Source organism: Geodermatophilus amargosae, from assembly GCF_041028265.1.
Taxonomy (GTDB): domain Bacteria; phylum Actinomycetota; class Actinomycetes; order Mycobacteriales; family Geodermatophilaceae; genus Geodermatophilus; species Geodermatophilus amargosae_A.
This window is the reverse complement of the sequence record NZ_JABGCW010000008.1, coordinates 1-16,290: the sequence shown is the minus strand read 5'-3', so window position 1 is coordinate 16,290 and position 16,290 is coordinate 1. Positions and strand designations below refer to the sequence as shown.

The window sequence follows — 16,290 nt, the reverse complement described above, 5'->3', positions numbered from 1 at the left end:
CCTTGACAGGCGTTTCCGGCACCGTCCGGTGGTGGAAGTCCGGACACGGCCGTCCGGTCAGGCGGCCTCGGCGTCGGGAGCGGACGTCCTGCCGCGGAGGCGCGCGGCGAGGGCGGTGTGCCGGCGTCCGGAGCCGGCGGCGCGCACCGCCTGGGCGAGGGCGCGGGGCGATCCGACGAGCACCACGAGCTGCTTGGCGCGGGTGACCGCGGTGTAGAGCAGGTTGCGCTGCAGCATCGTCCAGGCGCTGGTGGTCAGCGGGACGACCACGCAGGGGTACTCGCTGCCCTGGGAGCGGTGGACGGTGACCGCGTAGGCGTGCACCAGCTCGTCGAGCTCGCCGAAGTCGTAGTCGATCGACTCGTCCTCGTCGGTGCGGACGGTGACGGTCTGCTCGACGGGATCGATCGCGGTGACGACGCCCTGGGTCCCGTTGAAGACCCCGTTGCGGCCCTTGTCGTAGTCGTTGCGGATCTGGCTGACCTTGTCCCCGACACGGAACACCCGTCCGCCGAAGCGCTTCTCGGGCCGGTCGGGCCGGGCCGGGGTGAGCGCCTCCTGCAGCAGCTCGTTCACCGCGGCGGCGCCGGCCGGGCCGCGGTGCACCGGGGTCAGCACCTGGACGTCCCGGCGCGGGTCGAGGCCGAACCGGGCCGGGATCCGGCGCGCCACGACGTCCACGGTGAGCCGGGCGGCCTCCTCGGCGTCGTCGGTGGCGAACAGGAAGAAGTCGTCGAGTCCGCGGACCTCGGGGACGGTCCCCGCGTTGATGCGGTGGGCGTTGGTCACCACCCCCGACCGGCCGGCCTGCCGGAAGACCTGCGTCAGGCGCACGTGCGGGACCGGGGTGCCCTCGGCGAGCAGGTCGCGCAGCACCTCACCGGCACCGACGGAGGGCAGCTGGTCGACGTCGCCGACCAGGAGCAGGTGCGCGCCCGGCGGGACGGCCCGCACCAGCTTGTTGGCCAGCAGCAGGTCCAGCATCGAGGACTCGTCGACGACGACCAGGTCGGCCTGCAGGGGCCGGTCCCGGTCGAAGCCGGCGTCCCCGCCGGGGCGCAGCTCCAGCAGCCGGTGCACCGTGACCGCCTCGGTCCCGGTCAGCTCGGTGAGCCGCCGGGCCGCCCGCCCGGTCGGCGCCGCGAGCACGATCCGCGCCCCCGCGGCAGCCGCGAGGGTGACGATCGAGCGGACCGTGAAGCTCTTGCCGCAGCCGGGGCCACCGGTGAGCACGGCGACCCGCTCGGTCAGCGCCAGGCGGACGGCCTCCTGCTGACCCGGCGCCAGGTCCACGCCGGTCCGCCGGTGCAGCCAGGTCAGCGCCGCGTCCCAGTCGACGGCGGCGAAGGCCGGCATCCGGTCGTCGTCGGCGGTCGCGAGCCTCCGGAGCCCCGCGGCGAGGGAGACCTCCGCGCGGTGGAAGGGGACGAGGTAGTAGGCGACCGTCGGAGGCTGCCCCTCGGCGCGGGGGAACTCCTCGCGGATGACGTTCCGGTCGGCCACCAGCAGGGCCAGGCAGTGCCCCACCAGGTCGGCGGGGACCTGCAGGATCTCGACGGCCCGGGCGACCAGCTCGGCCGCGGGCAGGAAGCAGTGTCCCTGCCCGGTCGCCTCGGAGAGCACGAACTGCACGCCCGCCTCGACCCGCTGGGTGCTGTCGTGCGGGATGCCCACCGCGGCCGCGATCGTGTCGGCGGTCCGGAACCCGATCCCCCACACCTCCGCGGCCAGGCGGTAGGGCTCGGCCCGGACCACGCCGATCGAGGCGCCGCCGTACTGCTTGAAGATCCGCACGGCCAGCGAGGTGGACACGCCCACGCCCTGCAGGAAGACCATGACCTCCTTGATCGCCCGCTGCTCCTCCCAGGCCGCGGTGATCAGCCGGGTCCGCTTCGGGCCCAGGTTCGGGACCTCGGCCAGCCGCTGCGGCTCCTCCTCGATCACCCGCAGGGCGTCGGTACCGAAGTGGTCGACGATCCGCTCGGCCAGCCGCGGGCCGATCCCCTTGACCAGCCCCGACCCGAGGTAGCGGCGGATGCCCTGCACCGTGGCCGGCAGCACGGTGGTGTGGTCCTCGACCAGGAACTGGCGGCCGTACTGGGGGTGCGCCGCCCACCGGCCCCGCAGCCGCAGGGTCTCGCCCGGCTGCACGCCCAGCAGCGAGCCGACCACCGTGACCAGGTCACCGCCGCGCCCGGTGTCGACCCGCGCCACGGTGTAGCCGCTCTCGGGGTCGGCGAACGTGATCCGCTCCAGCGTCGCCTCCAGGACCGACCCGGCCCGCGCCTCCCCCACCTGCCGTCCCCCTCGCTCACGCGTCCTCCGACGACCGAGGGTTCCAGCCGCCAGGGACAGTTCCCGGTCCGCGGCCGGGGCCCCGGCCGCGAGGAGGCGGTGACCGCGGACACAGGACTGTCAGGGGGTCTCCCTAGCCTCCGGGTGCTCACCTGAGCGATGCACCGACGACACGGAGGACCGGATCATGGCCGGCGACACAGTCATCACCGTCATTGGCAACCTGACCAGCGACCCCGAGCTCCGCTGGACGCCCTCGGGCGCCGCGGTCGCCAACTTCACCATCGCGTCCACGCCGCGAACCCTGGACCGCCAGACCCAGGAGTGGAAGGACGGCGAGGCGCTCTTCCTGCGCTGCAGCGTGTGGCGGCAGGCGGCGGAGAACGTCGCCGAGTCCCTGACCCGCGGCTCGCGGGTGATGGCCCAGGGCCGCCTGAAGCAGCGCTCCTACGAGACCAAGGAGGGCGAGAACCGCACCGTCATCGAGCTCGAGGTCGACGAGATCGGCCCGTCCCTCCGCTACGCGACGGCGACGGTCACCCGGGCCTCCCGCTCCGGGGACGGCTCCGGCGGGGGCTTCGGCGGCGGCTCCGGCGGGGGCTCCGGTGGCGGCTCCGGCGGGACGGAGACCGGCAACGGTCGCGTCGGGGCCACACGGGGCGGCTCTGCCGATCCGTGGGCGGCTCCGGCCGGCGGTGACGGCGAGGAGCCGCCCTTCTGACCTCCGCCGGACACACCACCACTCCGCCGGGCACGGGCACGGGCGCCGGCGCCGGCGCCCGTGCCCGGCGGCTGCGCGACCGGAGACGGCGAGCAGGGCGGGTGCCGCCGGCACCCCAGGCGTCCGGCTCGACGAGGCCGGACCACAGGTCGCGCTCCGCCGGTCCGCGAGGACCCCGACGACGCGGCCGGCGCCTTAGGGTTCCGCGTGGACTTCGCCGACCTACGCCGGCCATTCGTCATCGCCCACCGCGGTGGGGCCCTGCAGGTGCCCGAGCACACGATGGAGGGCTACCGGGTCGCGGTGGGCCAGGGCCTGGTCGTCATCGAGCAGGACGTGTCCAGACTCGCCGACGGCGGCCTCGGCGTCATGCACGACGGCACCGTGGACCGCATGACCACGTCCAGCGGCAACGTCGCCGACCACACCTCGGTGTCCTGGAAGCAGTTGGACATCGACGCCTCGGTCACCCTCGGCGGCGGCTGGCCCGACGGGCTCCGCCCGCCGCTGTTCGACGAGGTGCTCACCGAGTTCGGCAACCGCGTCCTGCTGTGCGCCGAGGCCAAGAGCAACGACGCGATGACCCCGATGCTCGACGCGCTCGACCGACGCGGCCTCCGTCCGGAGTCGGTGCTGCTGCAGTCCTACTCGCTCGCCGACTGCCGGCTGGCGCGCTCGCGGGGGTGGGCCGTCATCTGGCTCGGGAGCGCCGACGTCGCCCGGGCCGCCGCGGAGGGCATCGGCTGGATCGGCCTGGAGGCCGGCCAGGTCACCTCGGCGGTCTGCACCCGGGCGCACGCGGCCGGGATCGAGGTGGCCTGCCACACCGTCAACCGCCGGCACCAGCGGGACGCCCTGGTCGCCGACGGCGTGGACGCGATCTTCTCCGACGACCCCGTCTACGTCGCGGGGGAGGCCGGGCGTCGTACCTCGGACCTGTTCGCCCGTCAGGTCTGGCTGCCGGGGATGCTGCCGGACACCGACCGCGGACGGTTCCACCCCGACGACGCCACCTGGGGCTCCGGCGGCCCCGACTCCGTCACCTCCACGCTCATGGGCTTCCTGGCACCCCCGGATCCGGCCGCGTTCACGCTGGACCTCGACCTCCGCATGGACGAGGCCCGCGCCGACGACCCGACGTGCTCCGGATCGGTCCTGCTGACCACCGACGACCACCCGTACGTCCCGGTGTCCGGTGCGTCCCCCGGCACCGACGGCTACCGCGTCCTCCTGCGGGCCGACGGTGACCTGGAGGTCCACCGGGTCACCGGTGGTGTCAGCACCGCGTTGGCGGCCTCGACCGGGGGTGCGGCGCTGCGGACGGGCAGCTACGTCCCGCTCCGCATCACCGTCAGCCGCGCGGGCCTGGCCGCCCGCGCGGGGAACGGCGGAACGGCCGTGACCATCGCGGACACGACCTCCCGCCCCGTGCCCGTCGTCCACCTCGGCAGCGCGTTCGCCGGGGTCCGTTTCAGGAACCTGGTGGTCACGTGACCGATCCCCGCGAACGCCCCGGGCACGGCCCCGCCGACCCCGACGGCTATCTCGTCGAGGAGACCCCGGACGGCTACGGCTGGACCCGCCGCGCCGACGGCCGCAGGGCGGGGCCGTTCCCCACCCGCGACGAGGCCGTCGCCGACGCCGACGCCGACGCCGGCGCCGGCGGCACCGCCTGAACCACCCGGACGTCGGGGTCGGCGCCCGTCTACCCCTGGTCCCCCAGGTCCGGGGCGAGGTCCGGGACACCCGCCGCACCGTCGGGGAGCGGGCTGACGACCCCGGCGCTGCCGCCGCCGCGCCGTTCGGGCTCGGCGGCGGCGAGGAGCAGCCCGCCGGGCAGGAACTCGATCCCGGTGGCCGCGCCGATCTCCGCCGTCTCCGTGAACACGTGGCCCAGCGCCCCCAGCTGCTCCCCGTACAGCGCGAGGAAGGCGGGCTCGGCGTCGGCCGTCGCGGAGTTCCGCTGGCTGGCACGCGGCGCGGCGATCGCCTCGCCGAGGTCCAGGCCGCGGTCGACGCGGTTCACCAGCGTCTGCAGCACGGTCGTGATGATCGTGGCACCGCCCGGGGAGCCGAGCGCCAGCACCGGCGCGCCGTCGGCCAGCACGATGGTCGGCGCCATGCTGCTGCGCGGGCGCTTGCCCGGCGCGGGCAGGTTCGGCTCCGGCACCGTCGGGTCGGCGGGCGCGAAGGTGAAGTCGGTGAGCTCGTTGTTGAGGAGGAAGCCGCGGCCCGGGACGGTGATCCCGCTGCCGCCGGTCTGCTCGATCGTCAGCGTGTAGCCGACGACGTTGCCCTCCACGTCGGCGACCGTCAGGTGCGTGGTGGACGGTCCCTCGGCGCCGCCCGCCGGCGTCGCGGCGCCCTCCGCGGGACAGGGCCCGTACTCGCCGTCCGGGTCCCCCGCCGGCACCGGCTCGGCCGCCGCCCGGGCGGGGTCGACGGCGCAGGCCCGCTCGGCGGCGAACCCGTCGGACAGCAGGTCCTCCAGCGGCACCGGGGTGTGGGCCGGGTCGCCCACGTAGCGGTTGCGGTCGGCGAAGGCGAGTGCGGAGGCCTCCAGGTAGGTGTGCAGCGCGGGCACCTCGGGCAGCTCGCCCAGCGGGAACCGCTCGAGGACGTTCAGCGCCTCGCCGACGGTGGACCCGCCGCTGGACGGCGGCGCCATGCCGTAGACCTCCAGCCCCCGGTAGTCGATCCGGGTCGGCTCGCGCGACGGGGCGTCGTAGAGGGCCAGGTCGACCGCCTCCAGCAGCCCCGGCCGGACCTCACCCGCACCGGGCGCCTCGGGCGGGTCCTGCACCGTCGCGACGACGTCCTCGGCGACCTCGCCGGTGTAGAAGGGGTCGACGCCCTCGGAGGCCAGCAGCCGGTAGGTGCCGGCCAGGTCGGGGTTGCGCAGGACGGTGCCGACCTCCGGCAGCTGCCCGCCGGGGAGGAACAGCTCGGCGGTCGCCGGGAACCGGCGGAACCTGGCCTCGTTGTCCGCGGTCTGCTGCCGGAACGTCTCGTCCACGACGAAGCCCGCGTCGGCCAGCGCGATCCCGCCCTGCAGCACCTCGGACATCGGCAGCGTGCCGAACCGCTCGAGCGCCCGGGCCCAGGTCAGCGGCGTCCCCGGCGTGCCCACGGACAGCCCGCTCTGCACCGCCTCCTGGAAGGGCAGGGGCGTGCCGTCCTCGGCCAGGAAGGCGTCGACGCCCATGGCGAGCGGCGCGGTCTCCCGGCCGTCGATCGTGGACACCTCGCCGGTCGCGGCGTCGTAGTAGACGAAGAAGCCGCCGCCGCCGACGCCGGCGGAGTACGGCTCGGTGACCCCCAGGGCCGCGGCCGTGGCCACGGCGGCGTCGGCGGCGTTCCCGCCGGCGGCCAGCACCTCGAGGCCGACGCGCGTCGCGTCCGGGTCGACGCTGGAGACGGCGCCCCCGGTGCCCACCGCCAGTGGCACCTTCTCCGGCACCGGCTCCTCCGTCGCGGCGGCAGCGGGGCCGCCGGCCACGACCAGGCCGGCCGCGAGCCCGGTGAGCGCGAGCAGTGTGGTGCGTCGACGGGCCATGCCGCCTCCCCGGGCGTGGTGGACCTGCGAGGCCCCGATCGCACACCCGGGAGACCCGCCGCGCCACCGCAGGACGCCGGTCCCCCGCCGCGCGCCGGTGGGGCCCCGGCTCAGCGGCTGCGGTACAGCCTCGTCGTCAGCGGGAGGAAGACTCCGGCCAGCGCCGCCGCCACCGCGAGGGAGACGACGATCGCCACGCCGTCGGGCTGCCCGGCCATGAGCGAGCGCGACGCGGTGGCCAGGACGGAGATCGGGTTGACGTCGACGAAGGCCTCCAGCGGCCCCGGCAGCGTGGTGGGGTCGACGAAGACGTTGGACAGGAAGGTCAGCGGGAAGATCGCCATGAACCCGGCGTTCATCACCGCGTTCGGGGAGCGCATCAGCAGGCCGAGGACCGAGAACACCCACGACAGGCCGAACGAGAACGCGACGACCAGCCCCAGAGCCGCGATCGTCCCCGGGAACCCGCCCTCGGGCCGGAACCCCAGCGCCACGCCGACGACGATGATCACCGTGCCGGCGATGACGTAGCGGACGCTGTCGCCGAGCAGCGAGCCGAGCAGCGGCGCCGGCCGCCAGATGGGCAGGGAGCGGAAGCGGTCGACGACCCCCTTGGTGAGGTCGGTGTTCAGCGAGATCCCGGAGTAGACGGTCGTGAACAGGACCGACATGACCAGCAGCCCCGGCAGCGTGTAGTCGAGGTAGGCGCTGGTGGACCCGGCGATGGCGCCACCGAACAGGTAGGTGAACAGCAGCAGGAACATCACCGGCGTGACGGTGACGTCGAGCAGCTGCTCGGGCACGTGCTTGACCTTGAGCATGCCCCGCCAGCCGAAGGTCAGCGCGGCCGAGAGCCGGCCGGGACGGGGCGGCCGCGGCGTGGAGGAGATCGCCCGGCGCACCGCCGCGGTGTCGGCGGAGCCGGTCGTCCTGGTCGTGGCGGTCATGACGCGTGCTCCTGCTGGGTGTCGGAGGTCGGGGACGTCTCGTCGGCGGGGTGGCCGGTGAGGGCGAGGAAGACCTCGTCGAGGCTCGGTTGCTGCAGCGAGAAGTGCGCCAGCGGGACGCCCGCGTGCGCGAGCCCGGCGACGGCGATGGCCGCCCGCTCGGCGTCCGCGCCGACGGCCGACAGGGCGGCCGGGTCCGGCTCCAGCACGACCGGGCCCACCGCGCGCTCGAGCAGCTCGGCGGCCTCGGCGCGCCGTCCGGGGTCGAGCAGCCGGACCTGGAGGGAGCCGGTGCCGACCGACGCCTTGAGGTTCCCGGGGGTGCCCTCGGCGATGACCCGGCCCCGGTCGATCACCGCGATGCCCTCGGCGAGCTGGTCGGCCTCCTCGAGGTACTGGGTGCAGAGCAGGATCGTCGTCCCCTCCTCGACCAGCGCGCGGACGATCTCCCAGACCTGGTTGCGCGAGCGGGGGTCCAGCCCGGTCGTCGGCTCGTCGAGGAACATCAGCCGCGGGGTGACGACGATGCTCGCCGCGATGTCGAGCCGGCGGCGCATGCCGCCCGAGTAGTGCTTGACCAGCCTGCCCGCGGCCTCGGCGATGTCGAAGGCGTCGAGCAGCTCGTCGGCACGGTTCCGCGCGGCGGCCCGGGAGTAGCCGAGGAGCCGGCCGAGCAGCACGAGGTTCTCCCGGCCGGTCAGCTCCTCGTCGACGGAGGCGAGCTGGCCGGTCAGGCTGACCAGCTCGCGGACCGCGTCGGCCTCGGTGACGACGTCGTGCCCCAGGACCCGGGCGCTCCCCGCGTCCGGGGCGATCAGCGTGGCGAGCATGCGGATCGTGGTGGTCTTCCCCGCACCGTTGGGGCCCAGGACCCCGTAGACGGTGCCCGCCGGGACGGCGAGGTCGACCCCGTCGACGGCCCGCGTCGTGCCGAAGGACTTCCCGAGCCCGCTCGCCTCGATGGCGAGCGGTGTCTGTGTGGTCATGGGCTTCCTCACGTCGAGCGCATCGGGGAGATCTCGCTGCAGGTCTGACGGGCCGTCCGCCGCGGACTCATCGGAGGCCGGCGACTTCCCGGGCGGCCCGCCAGCGGGTCGTGCCCGTCCCCACCCACGCTGGACCTTCAAGCGCACTCGAGGTCAAGCGGTCCGCCGGGCGGCCCGGTGGCGCTCCCGATGACTCCCGCGCGCCCGGGCGGTCAGGACCCGTGGGGAGGGAGCTCCCGGCCGGCACAGGAGGAGGAGCGATGAGGACGCTGCACGTGGGACTGCGCGTGACCGATCTCGAGCGGTCGCTCGCCTTCTACACGGCCCTCGGCTACGAGGTCGTGGGCGAGGTCCCCGGGACCGGCCTGGGGCACCTGACGATGCTGGAGCTGCCCGGTGACGAGTTCGTGAGCATCGAGCTGGTCTCCGGTCCCGCGGGACCCGGGGTCCGGCCGGGTACGACCCTCAGCCACCTCGTGGTCGCCGTGGACTCGATGCGCACGACCGTCACCGGGCTCACCGCGGCGGGCGTCGACGTCGAGTCGCCGACGTCCCCGGACGGCTCGCCCGGCTTCCTCACGGCGTGGGTCACCGACCCCGACGGCATCCGGATCGAGCTGGTCCAGTGGCCGGCCGGTCACCCCGCCGGCATGACCTCAGCCGACTTCGCCGGCTGAGCCCCACCTGCCACGGAGAGAGGCGCACCTGCGATGACCGCACCGATCCGGCCCTACGCGTCCATGTCCCTGGACGGCTACGTCGCCGGACCCGACGACCGGCCCGGGCAGGAGCTCGCAGTCGGCGGCGGGCGGCTGTTCGACTGGCTCGACGACCGGACCTCCCCCGGGGTCGACGGGCAGATGTACGGCGAGGCCCTGGCCACCGGGGCCGTGATCAGCGGACGGCGCACCTTCGAGCTCGCCGGGCGCTGGAACGGCGACCACCACGACGGGGTCCCGGTCCTCGTGCCGACCCACGCCGTCGACGACGGCGACGTGCCCCCGGGCGCCGCGGGGTTCTGCACCGACGTGGCCGACTGCGCGGCCCGGGCGCGGGCCGCGGCGGGCGACCGTGCCGTCATGGTGCACGGCGCGGGCGCGGCGCACGCGCTGCTGCGGGCCGGCGAGCTCGACGAGACGGAGATCCACCTGGTCCCGGTCCTGCTGGGCGGCGGCCGCCGCCTGTCCGGGGCACCCACCGACCGGGTCGAGCGGGAACTCGTCCGGCGGCTCGACGGCCGCGGCGCGATCCACCTGCGCTACCGGGTGCGGCGCTGAGCGGCCGCGCCGCTCAACCCGGGAGGACGTTCTGGTTCAGCCGGAAGAGGTTGGCCGGGTCGTACTCGCGCTTGAGCGCGGCGAGGCGCCGGTACTTCGCGTCGCCGTACGCCTGACGGACGCGCGCCCCGCCCTCCTCCATGAGGAAGTTGACGTAGACGCCGGTGTGCCAGGGCGTCAGCGCCGTCCAGTAGTCGCGGGCCCACTGCCGCTGCTCCTCGAACCCCTCCGCGGTCGGCGTGTTGCCGTTGATGTTGAAGGTGAACCCGGCGGACCGGCCGCTGAACGCGGTGGCGTCGTCGGCGACCCGGGCCACCGCCCCGCCCATCTGCCACAGCGCGATGCTGCTCATCGGCGAGGTGATCCGCCGGCCGTGCTCCGCGACGACCCCGATCACCTCGTCGGTCAGCTCGGCGACGTCGCAGGAGCGGACGTAGTAGGAGCAGCCGTGCCGGAACGACGGGTCGAACATCTGCTGGTGCGCCAGGAACGGCTTGGGTGCGAACAGGTCGAGGACCGGTGACCCGGAGGAGCGCATCGGCCGCAGCACCGCCTCCCCCTCGTCGACGTCGCCGGCGTAGCACGCCGCGACCGCGATGACCGGCCGGCCGACCAGCTCTGCGGGGACGACGGGCAGCGCGGGCGCCAAGCGCTGCACGACGATCGTCATCAGCTCGTCCGGGCACCCGTCGATCCAGTCCCGGTAGCGGCGCAGCACCTGCTCCGCGTCGTCCATGGACCAGAAGGTCGCGCCGGCCATCACCGTCGGCCCCAGGGGGTGCAGGCGGAACCGGAAGTCGGTGACCACGCCGAAGTTCCCGCCTCCGCCGCGCAGCCCCCAGAACAGCTCGGCGTCCTCGTCCTCGCTCGCCCGGACGACCTCGCCGTCGGCGGTCACCAGGTCGGCGGACTCCAGCGAGTCCACGGTGAGCCCGTACCGGCGCATGACCCAGCCGATGCCGCCGCCGAGGGTCAGCCCGGCCACCCCGGTGTGCGACACGATCCCGGACGGCACGACGAGCCCGTGCTCCTGGGTCGCCTGGTCCACCTCGCCCAGCAGGGCCCCGGCCTGGACGCCGGCGACGCGGGCGTCCGGGTCGACGCGCACGCCGGCCATCGGCCGCAGGTCGACGACCAGGCCGCCGTCGACCGTCGACAGGCCGGGGAAGCTGTGGCCACCGCCCCGGACGGCGACGGTCAGCCCGGAGTCCCGTCCGAACCGGACGGCGGTGCGGACGTCGTCGACGCCGGTGCACCGGGCGATGAGGGCCGGGTGCCGGTCGATGGACCCGTTCCAGACCCGGCGGTGCTCCTCGTACCCGTCGTCGCCCGGGGCGAGGACCTGCCCCTCGAAGGAGGCGCGGAGCGCCGCCACGGCCGTACCCGGACCCAGTGTTCTGGTCATGCCGGGGAGTCTCGGGTCAGCGGCGCGGTCGGTCAGGGACCCAGGTTCCACCGAGCTCCGCGCTGAGCCGGACCGGGTCGAGGATCTCGATGTGGTCGCGGTGCGTGCTGACCACGCCCGCCTCCCGCAGGTCTCGCAGCGCGCGGACGACCACCTCACGCACGCTGCCCACGGCCTCGGCGAGCTCTCCCTGGCTGACCGGGACGGTGAGGACCGGCGTCGCGCCGGCGCCTGCCCGCGACTCCTGCGACGCCAGGTCCAGCAGGTGGCGGGCCACGCGGTGCCGCACGCTGGTGAACGCGCTGTCGGTGATCTCGTGGACGAAGCTGCGCACGCGGTCGGCCAGCTCGTGCAGCAGCGCGTCGGCCACGTCGGCGTCCTCGGCGGCCGCGCGCCGCACCACCTCCGGGGAGAGGCGCAGCACGGTCGTGTCGACGACGGCCTGCGTGCCCGCCGGCATCCCGGTGCCGTCGGCGTACAGCGAGACGAGCCCGAGGAGCGCACCGCGCCGGGCGTAGCGCACGGTCATGCCGCGGCCGTCCGGCGCGGTGACGAACACCCGCACGAGGCCGTCGACGGCCAGCTCCAGGTACTCGGCCGTCTCGCCCTCCCGGTGGGTCACCGAGCCGGCCGGCACCCGCACGAGACGCGCCCCGGCGAGCAGCCGCTGGAGGGCGGGACGCGGCAGCCGGGCGAGGTTCGAGGCGGCGAGAGCGGCCGCGACGCCGTCGTCCACACCGGACACCGGGAGCCGCGGGCGCTCAGGCCATGCTCGTCGTGCCCACCCGCACGTCGGGCGCGCCCAGTCGCGCGGCGTCGGCGGTGCGGTCGTCCAGCTGCTGCTGCGACTCCCGCTCGGCCTCGACCCGCAGCCGGTAGTGCGTCACCTCCCGCTCGACGTGCGCGGCGTCCCAGTCGAGCAGGGGCGCGACGATCTCCGCGACCTCGGCGGCCGCGGCGACGCCCCGGTCGGGCACCTCGATGGAGATGCGGGTGCGGCGGGTCAGGACGTCGTCCAGGTGCAGGGCCCCCTCGTGGCTGACGGCGTAGTACGCCTCGGCGCGCAGGTACTCGGGTGCGCCCGCCAGCGGTTCGCGCAGCGCGGGCTGCTCGGCCATCAGGTCGAGGAGCTCCCCGGTGAGCGTCCCGTACCGGCCCAGCAGGTGCTCCACCGTCGACAGCGGGAGGCCGGTGCGCTCGGCGGTGAGCCGGCGCGCGTTGTGCGCGGCGACGTAGCCCTCGGCGCCCAGCAGCGGGATCCGCTCGGTGATCGACGGCGGCACCGTGCGCTCCAGGCCGTGCACGGCGGAGTCGACGGCGTCCTTGGCCATCACCCGGTAGGTCGTGTACTTGCCGCCGGCGATCACGGTCAGGCCGCGCACGGGACTGGCGACGGCGTGCTCGCGGGAGAGCTTGCTGGTCGCCTCGGACTCCCCCGACAGCAGCGGCCGCAGCCCGGCGTAGACGCCGACGACGTCCTCCCGGGTGAGGGGGTCCTGCAGCAGGCTGTTCGCGTGGGCGAGCAGGTAGTCGATGTCGTCCCTGCTCGCGGCCGGGTGGGCCAGGTCGAGGTGCCACTCGGTGTCGGTGGTCCCGACGATCCAGTGGCTGCCCCACGGGATGATGAACAGCAGGCTCTTCTCGGTGCGGGTGATGACGCCGGTGGCGCTGTTGATCCGGTTCCGCGGGACCACCAGGTGCACGCCCTTGGACGCGCGGACCTGGAACTGCCCCCTCCCGCCGACCATCTCCTGGATCTCGTCGGTCCAGACCCCGGCGGCGTTGACCACCTGCTGCGCGCGGATGGCGAACTCGCCGCCGTTCTCCAGGTCACGGACCCGGACCCCGGCGATGCGGTCGCCCTCCCGGAGGAACTCGGTGACCCGCGTGCTGTTCACGCACAGCGCGCCGTACGCGGCCGCGGTCCTGGCCAGCATCATGGTGTGGCGGGCGTCGTCGACCTGGCCCTCGTAGAAGCGGATCGCGCCCCGGATCGCCGACCGCTTGCCCGACGGGAAGGACTCCGCCGTCTTCCGGCGGCCCAGGTGCCGGAGGTGCCCGGGCACCCCGCGCCCGGCCCCCATCACGTCGTAGACGCCGATGCCCAGGCCGACGTAGGCCCGGTCGATGCGCTTCTCCAGCGGGTAGATGAACGGGACCGGCCGGGCCAGGTGCGGGCACAGCGTGTCGAGCACCAGGCGGCGTTCCCGCAGCGCCTCGAAGACCAGGTGGAAGTCGAACTGCTCGAGGTAGCGCAGGCCGCCGTGGAAGAGCTTGCTGGACCGGCTCGAGGTGCCGGCGGCGTAGTCCCGCGCCTCCACCAGCCCGACCTTGAGGCCGCGGGTGACCGCGTCCAGCGCGGCGCCGGACCCGACGACCCCGCCGCCGATGACCAGGACGTCGAGTTCCTCGGCCGCCAGCCGCTCGAGGGCGGCGGCGCGGTTGCGGGGACTGAGCCGTTCGGAGATGGGCACGGTCGCTCCTCTGCTCGGGTGACGCCGGACGTCTCGGCGCCCGGTCAGTGGCGCCTGGTCAGTGGCGGATGAGGTTGGAGCGGCCCCGGTCGTGCCGGGTCTCGATGACGCGGATCGCTCCCGACCTCGAGCGCATGGACAGCGACTGCGTGACCACCGCGTCCTGCTGGAAGCGGACGCCGCGCAGCAGCGCGCCGGTGGTGACGCCCGTGGCGCCGAAGAACACGTCGTCGCCCGACACGAGGTCCGTGGTGGTGAGGACGCGGTCGAGGTCGTGCCCGAAGTCGAGCGCGGCGGCCCGTTCGGCGTCGTCGCGGGGCCGCAGCCGGCCGAAGATCTCCCCGTCGCTGCACCGCAGCGCGCAGGCGGCGATCACGCCCTCGGGCGTGCCGCCCACGCCCACCAGCAGGTCGACGCCGGAGTCCGGCTGCCCCACGGCGATGGCACCGGCGACGTCGCCGTCGAGCAGCGACCTGACCGCCGCTCCGGCGCGGCGGATGTCGGCGACGAGGTCCTCGTGCCGGGGCCGGTCGAGGACGGCGACCGTGAGGTCCTCCTGTCGCTTGCCCAGCGCGCGGGCCACCGCCGCGAGGACGTCGGCGATGGGCGCGTCGGGGTCGACGGCGCCGGCGGCGGCGCCCGGGACGACCAGCTTGTGCATGTAGACGCAGGGCCCCGGGTCGAACATCGTGCCCCGCTCGGACAGGCCGACGACCGCCACCGCGTCGGGCAGCCCCTTGGCGGCGGCGGTGGTGCCGTCCACCGGGTCGACGGCGATGTCGACCTCGGGGCCCGAGCCGTCGCCGACCCGCTCCCCGTTGAAGAGCATCGGCGCCTCGTCCTTCTCGCCCTCGCCGATGACGACGACCCCGGCCATGCCGACGGTGCCCAGCACCGGCCGCATCGCGTCGACGGCCGCGGCGTCCACCTGGTTCTTGTCCCCCCGGCCGACGAACCGGGCCGACGAGATGGCCGCCGCCTCGGTGGCGCGGACCAGCTCCAGGGCGAGGTTGCGGTCCGGGTCCAGCGGCATGCCCCGCCCGCTCACGCGCCCGCCTCCCGGATGCCGGGGAGCCCGTCCGGAACGGGAGGCGTGCGGGGTACGGCGGACATGGCCAGCACCTCTGCTCGGGAGTCCGGAGCGCTTCGTTCCCGTCGTCCGCCCGTGGGGGACGACCCGCCTGGACCGTAACCAGGTGCAACCGGGACCACAAGGACACCCGGCCGCCGCCGGCGACCGCCCGTCAGGCCCCCGGCTCGGTGGGGAGCGCACCACGGGCGACCGCACGCACGAGGGTCGCGTGGTCGCGCTCCGTCTGGTCGGCGTAGGCCCGGGCGAAGCGGCACAGCGCCCCGTCGAGCTTCCCGGAGGAACCCACGTACCCGTCGATCATCGAGGCGCCGCTCGTCCGGGCGTGCCCCTTGGCCAGGAGGCGCCCGCAGACGCCCGCGTAGTCGCCGAGCGCATCGGCGTCCAGCGCGTCGACCGCGATGGTGCCCTTCATGTTGCGGAACTGGCGGACGTAGTACTGGCGGCCGGCGATGGTGGTCCAGCCCAGCAGCGGGTCGCTGACCGTCTGCAGCGCCTGCTGGTACTCCACGACCCGCTGGCCCTGGTGGGCGTGCCAGGCGGAGTCCCCGTGGACGTACGGCGCCAGGACCGACCGGCGTGCCTGTTTGAGTTGCAGGAACACGACGTCGTCGGCGCCGCTGCCCTCGCACAGCACGACGAGGGCGCGCAGTCCGACGCTGCCCACACCGACCACCTTGTGGGCGACGTCCACGAGGGTGTACCCGCTGATCACCCGCCGCCAGTGCGGGGGCAGCGTGCCCACGTAGGCGTCGAGACCGTCGGCCACCTGCTCCCGCTCGACCTGGTCGAGCCGGGTGATCAGCGGCGGCTCCTCGACGATGCGCCGTCCCTCCGCGTGCTCCTCGGTGAACCGGGGCAGCGCCCGGTCGCTCACCCGCCTGCGTGCCCGGCGCGCGGCCCGCTCGATCTCCTTGCGCAGCGACCGGTCCGTCGCCGTCGCGCGGAGCCGGCTGACGTCGAACCGGTCGAACGACCGCGCCAGGAGCGGCTCGCCGGACAGCCGGCGCAGGTGCTCCCGGTACCGGTGCGCCATGGACGCGACCGCGCGGCTGCACTGCTCCTCGGTGGCCGAGTTCTGCCGCCCGGCCACCCAGATGCTCGCGGCCAGCCGGCGGAGGTCCCACTCCCAGCCGCCGGGGTGCGCCTCGTCGAAGTCGTTGAGGTCGATGACCAGGTCGCGCTCGGGAGAGGCGTAGAAGCCGAAGTTGCCCAGGTGCGCGTCGCCGCAGATGACCGGCCGGATCCCGGTGGCCGGCAGCCCGGCCAGGTCCGCCGCCATCACCACGGCCGTCCCGCGCAGGAAGCCGTACGGAGAGGCGGTCATCCGGGCGACCCGGACCGGTATCAGCCGGTCCACCCGCCCGACGTGGGACGCCCGGATCTGGTCGACCACGTCCTGCCGGTCGGCGGGAGGAGCCCACCGCCCCAGCTCGGACCGGGGCACCCGGGCGCGCAGCCGCCGCCCGAGGGCGTACCGCTCCGCGCGGGGCGTGGAGCGGCGCCGCAGCGAGCCGTAGGCCGCCCCGTCCGCCGTCT

The 16,290-nt window shown here is 74.9% G+C and carries 14 protein-coding genes; 5 read left to right on the top strand and 9 right to left on the bottom strand.

What is annotated here, in order from left to right; translation table 11 throughout:
• Positions 1-57: 57 nt before the first annotated feature.
• A complete protein-coding gene (gene recD2 / locus HLV61_RS10695) occupies positions 58-2,295 on the bottom strand; it encodes an SF1B family DNA helicase RecD2 (protein ID WP_369255139.1) in 2,238 nt (745 codons plus the stop codon).
• A gap of 187 nt (positions 2,296-2,482) precedes the next feature.
• Here recD2 and HLV61_RS10690 point away from each other — a divergent pair, with 187 nt between their 5' ends.
• The 3 genes from HLV61_RS10690 to HLV61_RS10680 all read left to right on the top strand — a co-directional run bounded on the left by HLV61_RS10690 (position 2,483) and on the right by HLV61_RS10680 (position 4,692).
• Complete coding sequence (locus HLV61_RS10690; protein WP_369255137.1) at positions 2,483-3,016, top strand: single-stranded DNA-binding protein; 534 nt, start codon at positions 2,483-2,485, stop codon at positions 3,014-3,016.
• A gap of 207 nt (positions 3,017-3,223) precedes the next feature.
• A complete protein-coding gene (locus tag HLV61_RS10685) occupies positions 3,224-4,510 on the top strand; it encodes a glycerophosphodiester phosphodiesterase (RefSeq protein WP_369255135.1) in 1,287 nt (428 codons plus the stop codon).
• Entirely contained in the window at positions 4,507-4,692 is a 186-nt protein-coding gene (locus HLV61_RS10680; RefSeq protein WP_369255133.1) for a hypothetical protein, read from the top strand. The genes HLV61_RS10685 and HLV61_RS10680 overlap by 4 nt, the downstream gene beginning before the upstream one ends.
• Before the next feature lie 29 nt (positions 4,693-4,721).
• Here the strand turns inward: HLV61_RS10680 and ggt are convergent, their stop codons facing one another.
• The 3 genes from ggt to HLV61_RS10665 all read right to left on the bottom strand — a co-directional run bounded on the left by ggt (position 4,722) and on the right by HLV61_RS10665 (position 8,505).
• On the bottom strand, positions 4,722-6,572 hold the full coding sequence (gene ggt, locus HLV61_RS10675) for a gamma-glutamyltransferase (protein ID WP_369255131.1): 1,851 nt from the start codon (positions 6,570-6,572) through the stop codon (positions 4,722-4,724).
• A gap of 110 nt (positions 6,573-6,682) precedes the next feature.
• The gene (locus tag HLV61_RS10670) at positions 6,683-7,519 is read right to left on the bottom strand and encodes an ABC transporter permease (RefSeq protein ID WP_369255129.1); all 837 of its coding nucleotides are present in this window, start codon (positions 7,517-7,519) and stop codon (positions 6,683-6,685) included.
• The gene (locus tag HLV61_RS10665; RefSeq protein ID WP_369255127.1) at positions 7,516-8,505 is read right to left on the bottom strand and encodes an ATP-binding cassette domain-containing protein; all 990 of its coding nucleotides are present in this window, start codon (positions 8,503-8,505) and stop codon (positions 7,516-7,518) included. The genes HLV61_RS10670 and HLV61_RS10665 overlap by 4 nt, the downstream gene beginning before the upstream one ends.
• A gap of 260 nt (positions 8,506-8,765) precedes the next feature.
• On the opposite strand from HLV61_RS10665, the gene HLV61_RS10660 reads away from it, so the two are divergent.
• Together HLV61_RS10660 and HLV61_RS10655 are read left to right on the top strand one after the other, a co-directional pair.
• Positions 8,766-9,182, top strand: a complete 417-nt coding sequence (locus HLV61_RS10660; RefSeq protein ID WP_369255125.1) for a VOC family protein — start codon at positions 8,766-8,768, stop codon at positions 9,180-9,182.
• Positions 9,183-9,215: 33 nt separating this feature from the next.
• The gene (locus tag HLV61_RS10655; RefSeq protein WP_369255123.1) at positions 9,216-9,782 is read left to right on the top strand and encodes a dihydrofolate reductase family protein; all 567 of its coding nucleotides are present in this window, start codon (positions 9,216-9,218) and stop codon (positions 9,780-9,782) included.
• Positions 9,783-9,795: 13 nt separating this feature from the next.
• Here the strand turns inward: HLV61_RS10655 and HLV61_RS10650 are convergent, their stop codons facing one another.
• The 5 genes from HLV61_RS10650 to HLV61_RS10630 all read right to left on the bottom strand — a co-directional run.
• Positions 9,796-11,187, bottom strand: coding sequence for an FAD-binding oxidoreductase (locus HLV61_RS10650; RefSeq protein WP_369255121.1), 1,392 nt, complete (start codon positions 11,185-11,187; stop codon positions 9,796-9,798).
• Between the two features lie 16 nt (positions 11,188-11,203).
• Positions 11,204-11,923 (bottom strand): Crp/Fnr family transcriptional regulator, encoded by a 720-nt coding sequence (locus tag HLV61_RS10645; protein WP_369255119.1) that lies wholly within the window; start codon positions 11,921-11,923, stop codon positions 11,204-11,206.
• 25 nt (positions 11,924-11,948) lie between these two features.
• The gene (locus HLV61_RS10640; RefSeq protein WP_369255117.1) at positions 11,949-13,661 is read right to left on the bottom strand and encodes a glycerol-3-phosphate dehydrogenase/oxidase; all 1,713 of its coding nucleotides are present in this window, start codon (positions 13,659-13,661) and stop codon (positions 11,949-11,951) included.
• Between the two features lie 58 nt (positions 13,662-13,719).
• Entirely contained in the window at positions 13,720-14,709 is a 990-nt protein-coding gene (gene glpX / locus HLV61_RS10635; RefSeq protein WP_369255115.1) for a class II fructose-bisphosphatase, read from the bottom strand.
• A 196-nt stretch (positions 14,710-14,905) separates the two neighbouring features.
• Positions 14,906-16,290: DUF2252 domain-containing protein (locus HLV61_RS10630; RefSeq protein WP_369255113.1), on the bottom strand; the 1,385-nt coding region annotated here is incomplete at its 5' end.